This window comes from Kribbella sp. WER1, assembly GCF_054189145.1.
In genome coordinates this window covers 783,437-799,987 of record NZ_CM135186.1, presented here as the reverse complement: position 1 = coordinate 799,987, position 16,551 = coordinate 783,437, and the positions used below count along the sequence as shown (strand labels likewise).

Sequence of the window (16,551 nt, the reverse complement as noted above, 5' to 3'; positions counted from 1 at the left end):
GGGGGAGGACGCTCGCTCCGCTCGGGGTGGGGGGAGGACGCTCGCTCCGCTCGGGGTGGGGGGAGGACGCTCGCTCCGCTCGGGGTTGGGAAGGACGCTCGCTCCGCTCGGGTTGGGAAGAACCCTCGCTCCGCTCGGGTTGGGTGGGGGTGGAGTGACCTCGCTCACGCCTCCTACCTGAGCGCCGCCTGAGCACCGCGTGTGCCCGGGAACGGTTAGGTGAGCCTTATTTGAAGGCCCCGGGGAATTACGCGACACTGATGTTGTGAAAACTCCTGCGACCGATCGAGCCGTGCCCCAGGGCACTGCCGGCGCGCGGGACGAGTCCACCCGGGACCGGGTCGCCCGCTCGATCCTGACCAACGGGCCGTCCAGCGCCGCGGTGCTGGCGGAGCGGCTCGAGCTGACCCCGGCGGCGGTCCGCCGGCACCTGGACCACCTGCTCGACGAGGGCCTGGTGGAGTCCCGCGAGGAGCGTGTCTACGGCCCCCGTGGCCGCGGCCGCCCCGCGAAGGTGTTCGTGCTGACCGACACCGGTCGGCACGCGTTCCACACGGCGTACGACGACCTGGCGGCGACGGCGATGCGGTTCATCGCCGAGGCCGGCGGCGACGACGCGGTCACCGAGTTCGCCCGGCGCCGGGTGGCCGAGGTGGAGGAGCGCTACCGGAACCTGCTCGCGCAGGCTCCGGAGGGCAAGGAGGCGGAGGTGCTCGCGCAGGCCCTGACGGCCGACGGGTACGCCGCCTCCACGGCGGAGGCGGGCCACGGCGCCCAGCTCTGCCAGCACCACTGCCCGGTCGCGCACGTGGCCGAGCAGTTCCCCCAGCTGTGCGAGGCCGAGACCGAGGTGTTCTCGAGACTCCTCGGCAAGCACGTACAGCGTTTGGCCACCATCGCTCACGGCGACGGTGTCTGTACGACGCATATCCCGGGCCCTGCCCCTGTGGCCCCTGTAACCGACGGCGAATCTGCGAGGACTGCACGATGACGCAAACCGCTCACCCCGAACTGGAAGGCCTCGGCAACTACCAGTACGGCTGGTCCGACTCCGACGCCGCCGGCGCGGTCGCTCAGCGCGGCTTGAGCGAGGACGTGGTGAGAGGCATCTCCACCCTCAAGAACGAGCCGGACTGGATGCTCGAGCTGCGCCTGAAGGGCCTGAAGCTCTTCGGCCGCAAGCCGATGCCGTCCTGGGGTGCCGACCTGTCCGGGATCGACTTCGACAACATCAAGTACTTCGTCCGGTCGACCGAGAAGCAGGCCACCTCCTGGGAGGAGCTGCCGCCGGACATCAAGAACACCTACGACAAGCTCGGCATCCCGGAGGCGGAGAAGCAGCGCCTGGTCGCCGGCGTCGCCGCGCAGTACGAGTCCGAGGTCGTCTACCACCAGATCCGCGAGGACCTGGAGGAGCAGGGCGTCATCTTCCTGGACACCGACACCGGCCTGAAGGAGCACCCGGAGCTCTTCAAGGAGTACTTCGGCTCCGTGATCCCGGTCGGCGACAACAAGTTCGCCTCGCTGAACACGGCGGTGTGGTCCGGCGGCTCGTTCATCTACGTCCCCAAGGGCGTCAAGGTGGACATCCCGCTGCAGGCGTACTTCCGGATCAACACCGAGAACATGGGCCAGTTCGAGCGGACGCTGATCATCGTCGACGAGGGTGCCTACGTGCACTACGTCGAGGGCTGCACGGCGCCGATCTACAAGTCCGACTCGCTGCACTCGGCGGTCGTCGAGATCATCGTGAAGAAGGGCGCCCGCTGCCGCTACACGACGATCCAGAACTGGTCGAACAACGTCTACAACCTGGTCACCAAGCGCGCCACCTGTGAAGAGGGCGCGACGATGGAGTGGATCGACGGCAACATCGGCTCCAAGGTGACGATGAAGTACCCGGCCGTGTACCTGATGGGCGAGCACGCCAAGGGCGAGACCCTGTCGGTTGCGTTCGCGGGCGAGGGCCAGCACCAGGACGCCGGGTCGAAGATGGTGCACAACGCGCCGTACACCTCGAGCTCGATCGTGTCGAAGTCGGTGGCCCGTGGCGGCGGCCGGACATCGTACCGCGGTCTGGTCGAGGTGGCGCCGGGTTCGCACCACAGCAAGTCCACGGTGCGCTGTGACGCGCTGCTGGTCGACACCATCAGCCGTTCGGACACCTACCCGTACGTCGACGTCCGCGAGGACGACGTGGCGATGGGGCACGAGGCGACCGTGTCCAAGGTCAGCGACGACCAGCTCTTCTACCTGATGAGCCGGGGCATGGCCGAGGACGAGGCGATGGCGATGATCGTCCGCGGCTTCATCGAGCCGATCGCCCGCGAGCTCCCGATGGAGTACGCGCTGGAACTGAACCGTTTGATCGAGCTGCAGATGGAAGGGGCCGTCGGCTGATGTCCGCCGCTGAAACTCTTGTTGCCACCGGCAACAAGGCACACTCCCACGGCGCGGGCGTCCCGCTCCAGGCCCGCAGTGAGCGGCCGACGTCGTACGACGTGGCCGACTTCGCGGTGCCGAACGGGCGCGAGGAGGAGTGGCGCTTCACCCCGGTCAAGCAGCTGAAGGCGCTGTTCGAGGACGCGGCCGGCACCGAGACGCCGAAGATCGACGCCTCCGGTCCGGAGGGTGTGGTGATCGAGACGGTCGCCGCCGACGCGCTCAAGGTCGGCACACCCCAGGACCGGACCGCCGCCGTGGCCTGGAACCAGGCGCCCGAGGCGCTCGCGGTCCGGATCCCGGTCGAGGCCGAGCTGACCGAGCCGGTGCACGTGAACGTCGCGAGCCTCGGCGCCCGCGGGTTCAGCCACCTGATCATCGACGCCGGCCGGTTCAGCAAGTCGATCGTGATCATCGACCACACCGGTGCCGGTGAGCTGAGCGGCAACGTCGAGATCTCCGTCGGCGACGGCGCCGACCTGCGCGTGGTCGCGATCCAGCAGGCCGACCACGAGTCGATCCACCTGGCGCAGCACGACGCGCTGGTCGGCCGGGACGCCCGGCTGCACCACGTCGCGGTCACCCTCGGCGGCAAGGTCGTCCGCGTCAACACCAACGTCCGGTACGCCGGTCCCGGCGGCGACGCCGAGCTCGTCGGCGTGTACTTCGCCGAGGGCGGCCAGCACCACGAGCACCGGCTGTTCGTCGACCACGAGGCGACGCACTGCAAGAGCAACGTGCTCTACAAGGGCGCGCTGGCCGGCGACAACGCCCGCTCGGTGTGGATCGGCGACGTACTGATCCGGGCCGCGGCCGAGGGCACCGACACCTTCGAGCTGAACCGGAACCTGGTGCTCACCGACGGCGCCCGCGCCGACTCGGTGCCGAACCTGGAGATCGAGACCGGCGAGATCGAGGGCGCCGGGCACGCGTCCGCGACCGGCCGGTTCGACGACGAGCAGCTGTTCTACCTGCAGGCCCGCGGTATCCCCGAGGACGCCGCCCGGCGCCTGGTGGTGGCCGGCTTCTTCAACGACATCATCGGCAAGATCGGCGTCCCCGAGGTCTCCGAGCACCTGCACGACGTGATCGAGGAGAAGCTCGCCCGGGCCGCCGAGCTGAGCGAGTCGGCCAAGGCGGTAGTAGGCAAGTGAGCGACACCTTCGAGCGCGCCTGCGCGGTGGCCGACGTCCCCGACGAGGGTGTGATCCCGGTCGAGGTCGGCGGTGTCGAGGTCGCGGTCGTGAAGAGCGAAGGACAGTACTTCGCGGTGCGGGACGAGTGCTCGCACGCGCAGATCCAGCTGTCCGAGGGTGACGTCGGCGAGTGCGAGATCGAGTGCTGGCTGCACGGGTCCCGCTTCGACCTGCGCACCGGCGAGCCGACCAGCTTGCCCGCGTACGACCCGGTGCCGATCTACCCCGTGCGCCTCGACGGCGACGACGTACTCGTCGACGTGAAGAACCCCCTGAACCAGCAGTCCCTGTAAAACGAACCGGAGACAGAGAAACTCATGGCGACACTCGAGATTCGCGACCTGCAGGTGTCGGTCGACACCGAGGCCGGACCGAAGCAGATCCTGCGCGGCGTCGACCTGACCATCGCCGGTGGTCAGACGCACGCGATCATGGGCCCGAACGGCTCCGGCAAGTCGACGCTGGCGTACTCGATCGCCGGGCACCCGAAGTACAACATCACCGGTGGTTCGGTGACGCTGGACGGCGAGGACGTGCTGGACATGTCCGTCGACGAGCGCGCCCGGGCCGGCCTGTTCCTGGCGATGCAGTACCCGGTCGAGGTGCCGGGCGTCTCGGTGGCGAACTTCCTGCGGACCGCGAAGACCGCGGTCGACGGCGAGGCCCCGAAGCTGCGGACCTGGGTCAAGGACGTGAACACCGCGCTGGCCGAGCTGCAGATGGACCCTGAGTTCGCGCAGCGCAACGTCAACGAGGGCTTCTCCGGTGGTGAGAAGAAGCGCCACGAGATCGTCCAGCTGGAGCTGCTGAACCCGAAGATCGCGATCCTCGACGAGACCGACTCCGGCCTCGACATCGACGCGCTGAAGATCGTCTCCGAGGGCGTCAACCGGTTCGCCGGCCAGGGCGACAAGGGCATCCTGCTGATCACCCACTACACGCGGATCCTGCGCTACATCAAGCCGGACTTCGTGCACGTGTTCGTCGACGGCCGCGTCGCCGAGGAGGGTGGCCCGGAGCTGGCCGAGGAGCTGGAGGCCAACGGCTACGAGCGCTTCGTGAAGGCAGGCGCGTCCAAGTGACCGACGCCCGGACTTTCAGCAGTCCACTGGACCTGCAGTCGGTCCGGGCGGACTTCCCGATCCTGTCGCGTGAGCTGGCAGGCGGGTTCCCGCTGGTCTACCTGGACTCGGCGAACTCCTCGCAGAAGCCGCGCCAGGTCGTGCAGGCGATCGAGGACCACTACCTCAAGCACAACGCGAACGTGGCCCGCGCCATGCACCAGCTCGGCGCCGAGGCGACCGCGGCGTACGAGGGCGGCCGGGACAAGGTGGCCGCGTTCCTCGGGGCCACCAACCGGGACGAGATCGTCTTCACCAAGAACGCCTCCGAGGCGCTCAACCTGGCCGCGCACACGCTCGGCGCCGGGCTGAAGCCGGGCGACGTCGTGGTGATCTCGGAGATGGAGCACCACAGCAACATTGTCCCGTGGCAGCTCGCCTGCGAGCGGACCGGCGCGACGCTGAAGTGGTTCGGTGTCACCGAGGACGGCCGGCTGGACCTGTCGAACGTCGACGAGCTGCTCACCGAGCGGACCAAGATCGTCTCGCTGACCTGGGTCTCGAACGCGCTCGGCACGATCAACCCGATCGCGGACGTCGCCGCCAAGGCACATGCCGTCGGCGCGACCGTGGTCGTGGACGCCTCGCAGGCCGTCCCGCAGTTCCCGGTCGACGTGTCCACGCTCGGCGCCGACCTGCTGGTCTTCACCGGCCACAAGGTGGTCGGCCCGACCGGCATCGGCGTGCTCTGGGGACGGTACGACCTGCTCGCCTCGCTGCCGCCGTTCCTCGGGGGCGGCGAGATGATCGAGGTGGTCCGGATGACCGGCTCGACGTACGCAGCCCCGCCGGCCCGGTTCGAGGCCGGTACGCCGCCGATCGCGCAGGCGGTCGGGCTCGGTGCCGCGATCGACTACCTGTCCGGGATCGGGATGGACAAGATCGCCGCGCACGAGCACGCGATCGTCGAGTACGCGCTCGAGGGGCTGAAGACCGTTCCCGGCCTGAAGCTGCTCGGCCCGACCGACGCCACCGACCACGGCGGCGCGATCAGCTTCGCGCTGGACGGCGTCCACCCGCACGACGTGTCGACGGTGCTGGACACCCGGGGGATCGCCGTCCGTGCGGGACACCACTGCGCGCGGCCGGTGCACGAGCGGTTCGGAATGCAATCGTCGACCAGGGCGTCTTTCTACCTGTACACGACTCCCGAGGAGATCGACGCGCTCGTCGACGGCCTCGGATTCGTCCGTAGCTTCTTCAAGGTGGACTGATAAATGCAGCTCGACAGCCTCTACCAGGAGATCATCCTGGACCACTACCGGGCCCCGCACCATGCGGGTCTCGCGGAGCCGTACGACGTGGAGGTGCACCACGTGAACCCGTCCTGCGGGGACGAGGTCACGCTCCGGGTCGAGCTCGACGGCGACGTCGTGAAGGCGGTCACCCACGACAGCGTCGGCTGCTCGATCAGCCAGGCGGCGACGTCGGTGATGTCGGACCTGGTGATCGGCAAGCCGGTCGCCGAGGGCATGGCGACGTACGAGAAGTTCCTCGAACTGATGCAGGGCCGGGGGAATGTCGAACCCGACGAAGAGGTTCTGGAGGACGGTGTGGCGTTCGCGGGCGTCGCGCAGTTCCCGGCCCGGGTGAAGTGTGCACTGCTGGGCTGGTCCGCGTGGCGTGACGCCACCGCCCAGGCCCTCGCAGCCGACCAAGGAGTGAGCAATGGCTGACCAGACCGACGAGAAGATCGAGCTGCCCGAGGTGGACCTCGAGGCCGCCGCGGCGCCGGGCACGGCGCCGGCGAAGGTGGAGGACGTCACCGAGGCGCTCAAGGACGTGGTCGACCCCGAGCTCGGCATCAACGTCGTGGACCTCGGCCTGATCTACGGGATCACGGTCGACGACAGCAGTACGGCGATCATCGACATGACGCTGACGTCCGCGGCCTGCCCGCTGACCGACGTGATCGAGGACCAGACCCGGATGGCGCTCGACGGCCTGGTCAACGACTTCCGGATCAACTGGGTCTGGATGCCGCCGTGGGGTCCGGAGAAGATCACCGACGACGGCCGCGACCAGCTGCGTGCCCTCGGCTTCAACGTGTGACTCTGACAATCTGCTAGCATTGACAGCAGATCGCCAGAGTCACCAAGGGGGCCGCGGATGGCTACACTCACACTTCGTAACGTGCCTGAGGAGACCAGGCGTGCACTGAAACGACGTGCAGCTCAGCACAACCGATCGATGGAGGCGGAGGCCCGGGCGATCCTGGACGCGGCCGTGGTTCCGCGGAACTTCGTCGAGGACTGGCTGGACACCGCGGAAGAGCTTCGGGGCGACGAGCTGGAACTCCCTCAGCGGTCCGCGCCTCGGGACTTCGATCTGTCGTGATCGTTGCTGACACGAACATCTTGTCCGAGCCGCTCAGGAAGGAACCGGACAAGGCGGTGCTCAGATGGCTGGCCGACAATGGTCCGGAGCTTGCGATCACCTCGGTGACGGTTCACGAACTGTTGTACGGCGTCCTTCGGCTCCCGGAGGGACGGCGCAGGACGGCGCTGGCGGCGGCTGTCGATCGATTGATCGCCTCCGCGCATGAGCGTCTACTGAGTTACGACGAGAGCGCGGCCAGAGCTCACGCGCAGCTTCGCCTCACGCGGTCAACGGCTGGGAAGCCGACCTCGCTGGAGGACGGGATGATCGCCGCCATCGCGCTCTCACGCGGAGCGCCGGTCGCGACCCGGAACGTCGCGCACTTTGCCGGTTTCGGCGTCGAGGTCGTCAACCCGTGGAGCGAATGAGCCGGATCGTCCACGTCGCGCCGGAGCGGTTGGACAGGTGGCTGACAGGTTTCGGCGAACGGCACGGTGAGGTCCGGTACGACGTGACGCCGGCGAGCGTCACGGTGTCGGCCGAGGACGGCGAGACCGCCGTCGTCACGGTGCCCTTCGAGCCCCTTGCGGAGTTGACCCGCGAGGGGCTCGTCGCGCAGGTACTGCGACCCCGGCGGCTCGGCGTACTGCTGGTCCGGCGCGGCGGGTACGGTGCCGGGGTGTTTGCCGACGGCAACCTTCTGGACTCGAAGGTCGGCGCCCGGCACGTGCAGGGGACGACCAAGGCCGGCGGCTGGTCGCAGCAGCGGTACGCCCGGCGCCGGGACAACCAGGCGCGGGAGGCGTTCGCGGCCGCGACCGAGGTGGCGGTGCGGATCCTGGCGCCGGCGAAGCTCGACGTACTGGTCTGCGGGGGAGACCGGCGGGCCGTCGACACCGTACTGGAGGACCCGCGGCTGCGGGAGCTCGTCCCGTTGGTGCGGGCGCCGTTCCTCGGCGTACCGGACCCGAAGCAGAAGGTCCTCGAGCAGGCCGGGGCGGACGCCCGCGCCGTCCGGATCGAGCTGAGTCAGTCGACCGCGTCGTAGGTGTTGCGGAAGTCCTCGAGGATGCCGCGGTAGGTCTCCAGGTCGTCTTCCAGCCGGGCCCGGGTGACCAGGTGCGGGTCCTCGGCCTTGGCCCGGGCGCCGAACTGCGACCAGATCTCGGAGTCCGGCACCTGGTCGCCGCCCTGGTCGCCCTCGGGCAGGAACGCCATCGCCTGCAGGATCGCGTCGATCGCGAGGTCCCAGCCGAGCCGGATGTAGCCGCGCCGCTCGGTGTGCGGGCCGTCGAAGCTGAACGGGTCGGGCTCGCCGGCGTAGTAGAGCATGTCGCCGATCGCCCAGTCGTGGTACAGCCGCGCGACCTGGACCCACTCCGCGGCGTCGATCAGCCGGGACCGGCCGAGGCCGAACGGCGCGCCGACCTGCACCGACGTCTTCTCGGAGACGTACGGGATCGTGATCTCGCCGACGGGCGACTGGTAGGTCCAGGCGTCCGGGCCTTCGGCCAGGTTGGTGCCGAGCTTCATCGGCGGGGCGTCGCCGAGCGTCAGCGCCGGCTGATCACCCGGGGGCTGTTCGCGTTCCGCGAGCCGCAGGCTCACGTAGGTCTGGGCCTCCCAGATACTGCGGGCCATCAGCATCGGTTATCTCGCTCCCACTTCTCGTGCCAGCTCGGCGTAGGCGTCTCGGGTCAGCAGCAACCGGTGCAGCCGGAACCGGCCGGGGTCCAGCTCCCGGGCGGCCCGTCCTTCCGGCGTCCAGAACTCCTCGTCCGGTACGGCGTCGAGGCCCTCCGGGACGAACTTGATCACCTCGGCGACCGCGGCCTGCGCGATCGCGAGCGCACGGCCCGCCTCGTCCGGATCCGTCGGTACGGCGGACACCACCCGCTCAGCGACCTCCAGCCACTGGCCGGCGTCGATCACGTCGGACGGCTCCGGCCCACCGAACGTCGGCCAGCCCCGCACCGGCGTCTCCCGCTCCGGTACGCCGAACAGGTACTCGCGCTCGGCGCCGCACCCCGGGCAGACCGCGGCGTAGCTGATCGACATCTCACCGTCGACGTCCACCAGGGCCTGTTGCCAGGGGGCCTCGTCAGTCCCGCAGTCCGGGCAGGGATGCAGCTCGAGGTACAGGTGTGCCTCGTCCCGGGTGCGAACCACCGAGAATCCCATGAAGCCCCTCTCGCCGCTGAAGTCCAGCAGTATCCATCATCGGCTCACGGCCCGGAAAGCGACGGGCCGTGGCCGGTTGGTGAAATGGTCCGGCCGGCCGAGCCGCCCGAGTGCGTGCGCGCCGAATGGCTGACCACGTAGGCCATCTGCTGCACCGTGGTCTGGTAGTCCAGCCCCTTCAGCACGTCCCGCGGTACGCCCTTGTCGACCAGCGCCTCGGCGACCTGCGCGTTGAAGTTGCCGGGCGGCGCGGTGTGGTGCAGCTCGCGGAGGTCGACGCGTCCCTCGGCCATCCGGACCACGGTCGGGTGCAGCCGCTCGAAGGCCGGCCCGAACCGCGGGTCGCCCTCGCACTCCAGCGTGCCGTCCTTGGTGGCCCGGTACTTCTGCTGCTGCCCGTCGGCCTGGTTGACCAGCAGCACCATGGTCCGTTCCTCGGCCTTCGCCTGCTGGATCAGCTCGAGCAGCGGCGTGTACGGACGGCTCACCGGCCCGGACTTGCCCGGTTGCAGTTCGTCGGCGACGAGGTCCGGCCGCCCGAAGTCCTCGGGCTCCGCGCGCAGCTGCGCGTCGGCCAGCGCGGTGTCGAGGGTGGCGCCGCGTTCCATCTGCTTGAGCACGTCGAGGTACTGGTGCCCGAGCATCCGGACGAACAGCTCACCACGCGCCAGGTCGGGGACCTTCTCGGTACTGCGGGTGACCGGTTCGCCGCGGCCGTTGTCGGTGCTCGTCCGGACGGTCGCGTCGTACCGGACCGGGATCCGGACCGTGACCAGCTGACCCTCCAGGAACCTGCTGAGCTCCAGCCGGGTGCCGTTCGCGTCGGCCGCCTGCTCCTTGACCTGCTCGCCGATCGAGCCGCCGGCGCCGACGAACCCGTTGTCGAGCCCGGCGTTCGCGGTCAGCGGCGTCAGCCGGTTGCCGGAGTTGGAGGAACGGTACGTCTTCTGCCGCCGCCAGACCCGGCCGGCCTGGCCCTCGACCTCCGGGCCGTCCAGCTCGAAGCCGATCGCGGTCGCCTTCAGATGCACGTCGACGGTCTTGTTGCCGTTGCCGGGTTTCGTCATCGGCTGCAGGTCGATGCCCTGGCCGACCAGCCGCCCGGTCTTGGCCGTCAGTGCCGTCGGGCTCAGGTTCGAGTGCAGCATCGGCTGGTACGGCGCCGAGCCGTCCTTGCCGAGGACGCCCGGCTGTTCGACGTACGCCGTGAGGTTCTCGAGCAGCTCGTGCCGGCGCTCGCGGTCCCGGCCGTGCAGGGCGACCCGGATCGTCACCGCGCCTTCCGGCAGCTCGATCTGCCGGTGGTCGGCGAGCTCCGGCTCGGTCGACGGCGTCCGGGCCGGTGGCGGCCCGTCCAGCACGTCGCCGCGTGGGATCCACTGGACCATGTCGGCGCGGACCGAGCTCGAGTCGGAGACCGTGGTGATGTCGGCCGGGTCGATCTGGCCGAGCCGCCAGCGGACGCTCGCCTGCGCGGCCGCACCGGCGTTCCGGAGCCGGACGACCCGGGTGGTGAAGATCGCCGCCCGGTGCGTCTTGACCAGGTCGAAGTGGCCGAGCCGGTCGAGCGTGGTGTTCTGCTCGCCGCTGCCCGCGGTGTTGTTCCGGGTCTGGTCGGTGGACAGCCCGCCGGCCGCGTCGGTCCCGCCGCCGAGGCCGGCCTTGCCGTCGATCCCGCCGGTCAACGTCGTGGTGTGCCCGGTCGAGCGGTCCGCGGACATGTAGTCGTACTTCTGGTTGACGTCGCCGGCGGCTTCGCCGGGGATGTCGGGCTCGGTGCCGGCGTCCGGGTTCTGCTCGTCGACCGGCTTGTCCGGCACCTTCTCGATCGTGCGCGGGCCGGTGAACCGCGCCTCGACCATGACGATCAGCACGTCCGGCCGGGACTGCCCCTGCACCGGGACCTCGATGGCACCGGAGAAGCCGCCGGCGCCGAGCATGTCGTTCAGATGGCCCTGGTAGCTGCGCGGGTCCAGGTCGACGTCGATGTCGTTCTGCAGTTGCAGGCTGGCGGTCCGGAGCCCCGGGGCCAGCGCGTCGATCTGTGGGTGCACCAACGTTCGCGGGTCGAACATCCGGTCCCCGACGGTGACCGCCTCGACCACGGACGCGCCCAGGCTGTCCTCGTACGCGTCGGAGGTGTGGACCTCGCGACGCTCGTCGGACCGGGCGATGATCTGCCGGGTGGTCTCCTGGACCTCGGCCGGACCGCTCGGGGTCTGGGCGGCCGGGCGGCGGTTCTGCTGGTTGAGCTTCGCGACCAGCCGGTCGGGTGTGTGCTCGGCGGCGAGGCCGGTCGTCACCCCGGCCTTCTCCCGCTGGTAGCGCTGCAGGACGGCGGCCGCGGTCCGGTGGCTGATCGGCAGGTTGTCGTTCAGGTACCGCTCGGTGGCGTCCGACACCACCCAGAGCGGCAGGTCGAGCTTGCGGTCGGCGTACAGCTCCAGCGCCCGCCGTTCGGCCATGGCCTTCTGGACGCGGGCGTCGGGCAGCTCGACCTGGCCGATCACCTGGCCGTTGTGCACGATGTTCGCGGTCATCTCGTACCGCTCGATGAACTCGTGGTGGGTGCCGGGGTTGATCAGCAGCGACTCGTCGCCGGAGGTCTCGCTGATTGTCGTCGACTGCGACCGGCCGCCGGTGCGGGACCCCGACACGCCGCCGCTGTGCCCGACACCGTCGGCGCCGACCTGGCCGCCGCCGGCGCTGGCTCCGACTCCGCCGGACGACGACGTACCGGAGGTGGAGCCGACGTCCTTCATCGTGAAGTTGATGTCGACGGTGTTCTGCTGGCTCATCGCGACGTGCGTCAGGCTGCGCGCCTTGCCGCGGATCACGATCTGGTACTCCTGCGGCAGCACCGTCTTGCCGTGCAGCATCTGCGCCGGGGAGCCCGGGGCGCGGACCACGGTGAAGGGCAGCCGGTACTCGCCGTTCAGCCATTCACGGTTCGCGATCAGGCTCTCCGGGGAGAGCGCCGCGTGCAACCCCGGCAGGGCGGTCGAGTCGGTGTTGAGCGCGGGGATCGCCTTGCACAGTACGTCGGCGGGACCGATGTACTTCTCCGTCGCCGGGTCGTACCGGCCGGCGTCGACCGCGACCGGGAAGGCCTGCTGGACCGCGTCGTCGTGCGGCGCCTTCGGGTCCTTCTCGTAGACCGGCGTGTCCGCGCGGGTCATCGAGCTGTCGTACGCGACCTCCATGCTGCCGCGGACGTCGGCGAGCGGTTCGGCGTCGCCCTTGTCGGTCATCTCGGCGAACCGGATCCGCAGGCCCTGCGCGAGCCGGTCGAGCGGCTCGGTCGACTCGCTCAGCGTGACCCGGTTGACCCGCCGGCCACCGGTCCAGCTGAAGTTCCGGCCGCGGGCCGTCCGGGTGCCGGTGAAACCGAGGCGTCCCATCAGGCCGCTGACCCCGGTCGCCGGGCTACGGGTCCCGCCGAGGCCGGCCGCCAGTGGCAGCGCCTTCGACCGGCCGGACGTCCGCCCGGTGGCCCGGGAACTGATGCCGAGCAGTACGACGTTCTCGCTCTCGCTGACGCCGGCGCCCTTGGTGGTCAGCTGACCGGTGGCCTCGTCGTGGTCCTGCGTGACCGTCAGCCGGAACGGCCGCCAGGTCGGCTGACCGGCGAACCCGCGGTCCTCGAGCATCACGATCAGGCCGCTCTGGCAGGCCTGGTTGATACCGGCCTCGAGCCGCGGGGCGTTGATGTTCTGGATGATCCGCTGGTAGTTCCGGTTCTGCATGTCGTCGTTGCCGGTCGCGCCGTTCGGCGGCACCAGGCCGAGCTTGCGGAGTCCGTCGAGCGCCTGCAGCTGGGCCGCTTCGGCACCCTTGAGATTCTGCGGCAGCGCCTTGCCGACACCGCGGAGCTGGTCCGGTCCGAACCCCATCCACGGCGGCACGTTCTGCGGATCCGTGGTCGGTGACGGGTCACCGCGGAGCAGGATCTTGCCGTCCGGGTCGAACGTGATCGCGCCGTCGGCGTCGCGCAGTACGGCGTCCTTGTCGGCGCGGCCGCCGACCCGGAGCAGGTCGTTCTCCGGCACCCGCAGCAGCGCCTTGCAGGTGTCGGTCTCGACGATCGGCGCGGCCTTCGGGTCGCCGACCTTGCGCAGCGTGGCGCGGACGTTCAGGCCGACGAGCACGCCCTGGGTCGGGCCCTGGTTGCGATGCACGGCCGGGGTGATCGTGGTCATGCTGACGCTCTGCCCACCGGAGCGGGACACAGTGCGGCCGGCCGACACGTTCGGCGACAGGTTCACGCCGGTACCGGCGACGTCGTTCAGCACGGCCGCGGCGGCCAGCGGGTTCGACGGGTCGGCCTTGCCCGGGAACGCGAGGCCCGCGGTCGCGGTGGCCGACGTACTGGCGGTCTGGCTCGCGTTCGCGCCGGCGAAGTCGACCAGGACCTCTTCCTGCCACATCTCCGCGCTGGATTCGCCGACCAGCTCCGCGTCCGCCCAGACCGGCTCGATCTCCCAGGTCAGGTCGTACTCGGTCTCGCCGCCGGTCGGGATCCGCCGGGTGATGCCGCCGGGCTGACTCAGCTCGCGGAGCAGCCGGTGCGAGTCGTTGACCATCAGGCCGGAGATGTGGTCGTACGCGACCCGGTCGAGGCCGCCGTACTGCTGCTGGGTGCGGCGGACCAGGCGGTCGGTGACGTCCTGCAGACCACTGATGCTGGTGACGGCGTGCCGCGGGAACTCGCCGGTGACGTCCTGGCCGCGGCCGAGGTCGTCGAGCGAGACCGTCTCCTTCGGCGGCTGCACGGTGTACGCGCTGGACACCCAGGTCTGCTGACGGCCGGCGTCCAGGGTCTCGACCGCCGACCAGGGCTCGGTGGGGGAGTTCCGGACCTCGATCTCCCAGGTGCCGGACCACTCGTACAGCAGCGATTCGCCGCGGTTGTCGTCGACCCAACCGGACTGGTAGTGCGCGGTCGCCCCACTGCTGTCGGCCAGCGTGCGGCCCCGGGACACGTCGACCCGCGGCGACACCAGCTGGGAAGCGGCGTGCAGCGGCGTACCGGGGGCGGCCATCGCGATGAACGGCTGCAGGCTGAGGCCGAAGTTCGTACTCGTCGAGTGCGTGTCGGTGGTGCCGACGCTGGTACCGCCCTCGCCGAGCGTGCCGGACATCTGCTCGGCCATCTCGTAGTTGCGGTTGGTGATCTCGGTGAGATCGCGCGGCACCAGCCGGAGCCGGACCTGGGGGAGCGTCGAGACGTCCGCGTCCGGGTCGTGCCCGATCGGGAACACCATGCCGTCCCGGGACAGCAGCCGCCGGTACTCCGCACTCGGCATCGGGGCCGGCCCGCGGGTCGGGAGCTGCTGCGCGATCCCGTGCGCGGCCAGCACCCGGTTGATCTCGCCGGCCGGCAACGTGACCGGCTGCCCGTCCGGCGTACCGGTCATCAACAGGTCCTTGACCGGCATCGCGCGGTCGAGGCTGCGTTCGTACGCCAGCACCTGGCGCTCGGCGACGCCGGCCAGCTCGGCGATCCGGGCCGGCGAGGCGCCGGCGTCGATCTGGGCCAGCAGCTGCTCGTACTCCGCGAGCGCCTGCCGGGCGGTGCCGGCGGCCGACTCGTAGCCGTCGGCGATCTCCGTGTGCCGGTCTGCCTTGCGGCGGGCGCCGGAGGCCAGGACCCGGAGCTTGCGGGCGCGTTCGGGCGCCCCGCGGTCGCGCTGCCCGTCCTCGTCCTCGGCCTCCGACTCGTTCCGGTCGGCCTCGGCGGTGGCGTCGAGCGCACTGTTCCGCTTGGTGGCGGCGTCCATGCCGAGGTCGTCGGCGGCGGCGCGGAGGATCTCGATCTGCTGGACGACCTGGCCGCGGAGGTGTTCCGGCGTGTTCGGAGCAGCGTTCGCGGCCGTGACGGCGCGGCCGGCCTCGACGCCGAACGCCGCGGCCTGCGGGTCGACGGCGACACCGCCGTTCCAGGGCAGGGCCGGCTCCGAGCCGCCGTGCCGGCGGATCGCCCGGGCGAGGCCCTCGAGGTCGCGCTGCAGGTCGGTGACCGGCTGCCCGTCGGCCTGCGCCTGGTGCCAGTCCTTGAGCAGCAGCTGGAAGCTCGCGTGGTCGGCCTGGATACGGCGGTCGCGGCGTTCGCTGCCGAACGCGGACCGGAGCTTGCCGAGCAGACCGTGCGGGCGCTCGGCGCGGGACGCGGTGACGTCCTGGGACAGCTGTGACGCCTGGTTCGCCCAGACCACCCGGAGCTGCTCGTCGCTGAGCTTCGACGAGAGCTGGACGACGTGCGGGTCGGTCGCCGTACCGGCGTGCCGCACACTGCTCGCGAGGGCGCCGAGCGAGACGTCGCCGACCTCGACGCGCACGTACTGCGGTGCGTCGACGCCGGGCATCCGCAGGACGGCGAGTTCGTCCGCCTGCAGGCGATCGGTGAGGGTCGCGGCGACGTCGCCCTGGTCCATCGACCCGAGGACGTCGAGCGCGCGGGTGGAGGTCAGCGGGCCTTCGGACGCGGGCCGCTCGCGGCGGGCCAGCCCGGTGCCGCGGATCTGCGACGTCCACAGCCGACGGCCGGGAGCGCTCTGCCGGCGGCTGCGCTTCGGCGCACGGTGCCGCCCGCCGACATTCCCACGCTGACGACGGTGTGAGGTCGGCGTACGACGGGCTGCGCGGGCGTCGAGGTACTGCGCGTCGACGCTGATCAGGCCCGACGTACCGACGATCTCCGAGGTCCGGACGACCGTTCCGGGCTGGGGCATCCGGCGGAGCCGCTCGGCGGCCTCCGGGTCGTACGCCGCGGAGCCCGCCAGCGCGACCTGCAGCATCGCCTCGGCCTCGGCGCGCTGCGCCGGGCGCAGGGCCGGACCGCTGAGGTACCGGTCGAGGGCGTCGGTGGCGCCGCGGGCCGGTTCCTGGCCGCGGGCACGGGCGACCTCGGCGCCGACGATCGCGACGGACTCGGCCAGCAGCCGGTCGTCGGCGACCCGGTCGGCGGCCCGGCGGGTGAGCTGCTGCTCGAGCGAGCGCAGTACCTGGGCGTCGAGGAGGTCGTCGCGGCCGCCCAGCCGGACCCGGCCGTCACGCAGCGGTACCGCCGACGGGTGCAGGATCCCGAGGGCGCTACCGACCGCCCAGCGGGCCCGAACCGTCGCGTCTGCGGCGGACAACGTGGGTGTGGTCAGCCGAATCACCCCCTCCCGTTCAGTGTCCGGGTGCTCACCAGTCGTCACCAGGACCCTCTGGTTCCGGAATCTAGCAAACAATCGGTTACTCGCCAGCAACTCGTACTACCCGAACTGTTAACGATTTACGCCCGGCCG

Annotated in this window: 14 protein-coding genes; 11 read left to right on the top strand and 3 right to left on the bottom strand. The window is 70.5% G+C overall.

Annotated elements, in window-relative coordinates; genetic code table 11:
• Window positions 1-292 precede the first annotated feature (292 nt).
• From ACXJJ3_RS03985 to ACXJJ3_RS03935, 11 genes are read left to right on the top strand one after another with little or no spacing between them, the layout of a single operon-like run.
• Window positions 293-991, top strand: coding sequence for a helix-turn-helix transcriptional regulator (locus ACXJJ3_RS03985; protein ID WP_458168554.1), 699 nt, complete (start codon window positions 293-295; stop codon window positions 989-991).
• Window positions 988-2,400, top strand: coding sequence for a Fe-S cluster assembly protein SufB (gene sufB / locus ACXJJ3_RS03980; RefSeq protein ID WP_458168553.1), 1,413 nt, complete (start codon window positions 988-990; stop codon window positions 2,398-2,400). The genes ACXJJ3_RS03985 and sufB overlap by 4 nt, the downstream gene beginning before the upstream one ends.
• The gene (sufD, locus tag ACXJJ3_RS03975) at window positions 2,400-3,596 is read left to right on the top strand and encodes a Fe-S cluster assembly protein SufD (RefSeq protein WP_458168551.1); all 1,197 of its coding nucleotides are present in this window, start codon (window positions 2,400-2,402) and stop codon (window positions 3,594-3,596) included. The genes sufB and sufD overlap by 1 nt, the downstream gene beginning before the upstream one ends.
• Entirely contained in the window at window positions 3,593-3,931 is a 339-nt protein-coding gene (locus ACXJJ3_RS03970; protein ID WP_131461958.1) for a non-heme iron oxygenase ferredoxin subunit, read from the top strand. Before sufD ends, ACXJJ3_RS03970 begins: the two co-directional genes overlap by 4 nt.
• Window positions 3,932-3,955: 24 nt before the next feature.
• Window positions 3,956-4,720, top strand: a complete 765-nt coding sequence (sufC, locus tag ACXJJ3_RS03965) for a Fe-S cluster assembly ATPase SufC (protein ID WP_458168550.1) — start codon at window positions 3,956-3,958, stop codon at window positions 4,718-4,720.
• Window positions 4,717-5,973, top strand: a complete 1,257-nt coding sequence (locus ACXJJ3_RS03960) for a cysteine desulfurase (protein WP_458168549.1) — start codon at window positions 4,717-4,719, stop codon at window positions 5,971-5,973. The genes sufC and ACXJJ3_RS03960 overlap by 4 nt, the downstream gene beginning before the upstream one ends.
• A gap of 3 nt (window positions 5,974-5,976) precedes the next feature.
• The gene (gene sufU, locus ACXJJ3_RS03955) at window positions 5,977-6,435 is read left to right on the top strand and encodes a Fe-S cluster assembly sulfur transfer protein SufU (protein WP_458168548.1); all 459 of its coding nucleotides are present in this window, start codon (window positions 5,977-5,979) and stop codon (window positions 6,433-6,435) included.
• Window positions 6,428-6,811, top strand: coding sequence for a metal-sulfur cluster assembly factor (locus ACXJJ3_RS03950; RefSeq protein ID WP_458168546.1), 384 nt, complete (start codon window positions 6,428-6,430; stop codon window positions 6,809-6,811). Before sufU ends, ACXJJ3_RS03950 begins: the two co-directional genes overlap by 8 nt.
• A 57-nt stretch (window positions 6,812-6,868) precedes the next feature.
• Complete coding sequence (locus tag ACXJJ3_RS03945) at window positions 6,869-7,096, top strand: FitA-like ribbon-helix-helix domain-containing protein (protein ID WP_458168544.1); 228 nt, start codon at window positions 6,869-6,871, stop codon at window positions 7,094-7,096.
• Window positions 7,093-7,506: a PIN domain-containing protein gene (locus tag ACXJJ3_RS03940; RefSeq protein ID WP_458168543.1), complete on the top strand. Its 414-nt coding sequence runs from the start codon at window positions 7,093-7,095 to the stop codon at window positions 7,504-7,506. Before ACXJJ3_RS03945 ends, ACXJJ3_RS03940 begins: the two co-directional genes overlap by 4 nt.
• Window positions 7,503-8,126 carry an acVLRF1 family peptidyl-tRNA hydrolase gene (locus tag ACXJJ3_RS03935; RefSeq protein WP_458172019.1) on the top strand — a complete coding sequence of 208 codons (624 nt, stop codon included), beginning with the start codon at window positions 7,503-7,505 and terminating at the stop codon, window positions 8,124-8,126. The genes ACXJJ3_RS03940 and ACXJJ3_RS03935 overlap by 4 nt, the downstream gene beginning before the upstream one ends.
• On the opposite strand, the gene ACXJJ3_RS03930 is transcribed toward ACXJJ3_RS03935, so the two are convergent.
• The 3 genes from ACXJJ3_RS03930 to ACXJJ3_RS03920 are packed head-to-tail and all read right to left on the bottom strand — an operon-like array spanning window position 8,108 to window position 16,422.
• The gene (locus ACXJJ3_RS03930) at window positions 8,108-8,719 is read right to left on the bottom strand and encodes a hypothetical protein (protein ID WP_458168541.1); all 612 of its coding nucleotides are present in this window, start codon (window positions 8,717-8,719) and stop codon (window positions 8,108-8,110) included. The two genes, ACXJJ3_RS03935 and ACXJJ3_RS03930, sit on opposite strands and share 19 nt — an antisense overlap.
• Window positions 8,720-8,728: 9 nt before the next feature.
• The gene (locus ACXJJ3_RS03925; RefSeq protein WP_458168540.1) at window positions 8,729-9,247 is read right to left on the bottom strand and encodes a hypothetical protein; all 519 of its coding nucleotides are present in this window, start codon (window positions 9,245-9,247) and stop codon (window positions 8,729-8,731) included.
• A gap of 56 nt (window positions 9,248-9,303) precedes the next feature.
• Window positions 9,304-16,422, bottom strand: coding sequence for a hypothetical protein (locus ACXJJ3_RS03920; RefSeq protein ID WP_458168539.1), 7,119 nt, complete (start codon window positions 16,420-16,422; stop codon window positions 9,304-9,306).
• Between the last annotated feature and the right edge of the window lie 129 nt (window positions 16,423-16,551).